This is a genomic window from Prevotella sp. HJM029 (genome assembly GCF_000599605.1).
In the GTDB taxonomy this organism is placed as follows: Bacteria; Bacteroidota; Bacteroidia; order Bacteroidales; family Bacteroidaceae; genus Prevotella.
This window is the reverse complement of sequence record NZ_AZHT01000082.1, coordinates 1-2035: the sequence shown is the minus strand read 5'-3', so window position 1 is coordinate 2035 and position 2035 is coordinate 1. Positions and strand designations below refer to the sequence as shown.

The 2035-nt window shown below is 48.0% G+C and carries 2 tRNA genes and 1 rRNA gene; all 3 read right to left on the bottom strand.

Annotation, left to right across the window (positions count from 1 at the left end):
• A 23S ribosomal RNA gene (locus X919_RS0105165) occupies positions 1–1471 on the bottom strand; the annotation flags it as partial.
• A 216-nt stretch (positions 1472–1687) separates the two neighbouring features.
• Positions 1688–1761: transfer RNA gene (locus X919_RS0105160), tRNA-Ala, on the bottom strand.
• A gap of 85 nt (positions 1762–1846) precedes the next feature.
• Positions 1847–1920 (bottom strand) — tRNA-Ile (locus tag X919_RS0105155).
• Positions 1921–2035: the final 115 nt, after the last annotated feature.

Below are 2035 nucleotides of genomic sequence, written 5' to 3'. Positions count from 1 at the left end.
CTCCGTCTCCACATCGCTCCTAAAGGTAGTAACGGAATATTAACCGTTTCTGCCATCGCCCTCACCATTCGGCTGAGACTTAGGACCCGACTTACCCCGGGCTGATTGGCATTGCCCGGGAAACCTTAGACTTACGGCGAAGGGGAATCTCACCCCTTTTATCGTTACTTATACCTACATTTGCTTTTCCATGCGCTCCAGGATCAGTTATCTTCACCATTCTACGCACATGGAATGCTCCCCTACCGATACTTTTATCATTACTATCCCGCGCCTTCGGCATCTGCCTTATACCCGATTATTATCCATGCCCGGACCCTCGACTAGTGAGCTGTTACGCACTCTTTGAATGAATGGCTGCTTCCAAGCCAACATCCTAGCTGTCATGGGGACCAGACTTCGTTAGACTAACTTAGACAGAATTTCGGGGCCTTAGACGGCGGTCTGGATTCTTCTCCTCTCGGGGACGGACCTTAGCACCCGCCCCCTTACTGCATGGCTGCAGTCCGTGAGCATTCGGAGTTCGTCAGGTCTCGATAGGCGGTGAAGCCCTCTTGACCTATCGGTCGCTCTACCTCTCACGGAGATCACCACACGCGGCACCTAAATGCCTTTCGGGGAGTACGAGCTATCTCCAAGTTTGATTGGCCTTTCACTCCTACACTCAACTCATCCAGAAGCTTTTCAACGCTTATTGGTGCGGTCCTCCATTCCGTGTTACCGGAACTTCAACCTGGTCAAGTGTAGATCACTTGGTTTCGCGTCTACCCCCTCTGACTTAAACGCCCTGTTCAGGCTCGCTTTCACTACGGCTGGGAGTATCATTACTCTTAACCTTGCCAGAGATGGTAACTCGTAGGTTCATTATGCAAAAGGCACGCCGTCACTGCATAAAGCAGCTCCGACCGCTTGTAGGCGTATGGTTTCAGGAACTTTTTCACTCTTCTTATCGAAGTGCTTTTCACCTTTCCTTCACAGTACTGGTTCACTATCGGTCTCACAGGAGTATTTAGCCTTACCGGATGGTCCCGGCTGATTCACGCAGAATTACTCGTGCTCCGCGCTACTCAGGATACCGCTATGTTGCAATTAGCTTCGCATAAGGGACTTTCACCCGCTATGGTACCTCTTTCCAGAGGATTCTGCTCGCTGCATGCATACAATATCGCGGTCCTACTACCCCGCAGCTGCGTTGCCACAGTCACGGTTTGGGCTCTTCCCTCTTCGCTCGCCACTACTAAGGGAATCATTATTTATTTTCTCTTCCTCCAGGTACTAAGATGTTTCAGTTCCCTGGGTTAGCCCTTACGATTTAACGTAAGTGTTTGTTCTTCAAACAAACAGGTTGTCCCATTCGGAAATCTTCGGATCAAAGGTTATTTGCACCTACCCGAAGCTTATCGCAGCTTATCACGTCCTTCATCGCCTCTGTGAGCCTAGGCATCCACCATACGCCCTTACTTACTTTCTTCAATTCGCGCCATCTCTCTTCTAAAAAAAAAGAAATGACTCGCTCATACTTTCAGCTGTTAAGTGAAATCTCATTTCTGATGGCGATAAAGCCATAAAATGATCATTTCTAAGTTTGAACTTAGTTTACTTTACAGTTTTGCTTGTGTCAATATGTCAAAGATCGATTCGATAATAATTCCCTACCAACATAAATAGTGCAAGGGCATATCGAGTGTGGAGAATAACGGATTCGAACCGTTGACCCCCTGCTTGCAAAGCAGGTGCTCTAGCCAGCTGAGCTAATCCCCCAGTTTAAATACAGATGAAGAAAACAAAAATCTCTCCTGCAACATTTCCTGCAAAAGAACTTCCCACTCCACTGTAAGGAATGCTGTAGTCCCAGGCAGACTTGAACTGCCGACCTCCACATTATCAGTGTGGCGCTCTAACCAACTGAGCTATAGGACTAATTTCCGGGCCCAGTGTCTGTCCAAGATCCTGGGCTTCTCTCATAGCCCGGCTTCCTTTTTCTCGCTTTATCGAAAAACAGATTTACGTAGTACAAGAAGAAAACAAACCCTCG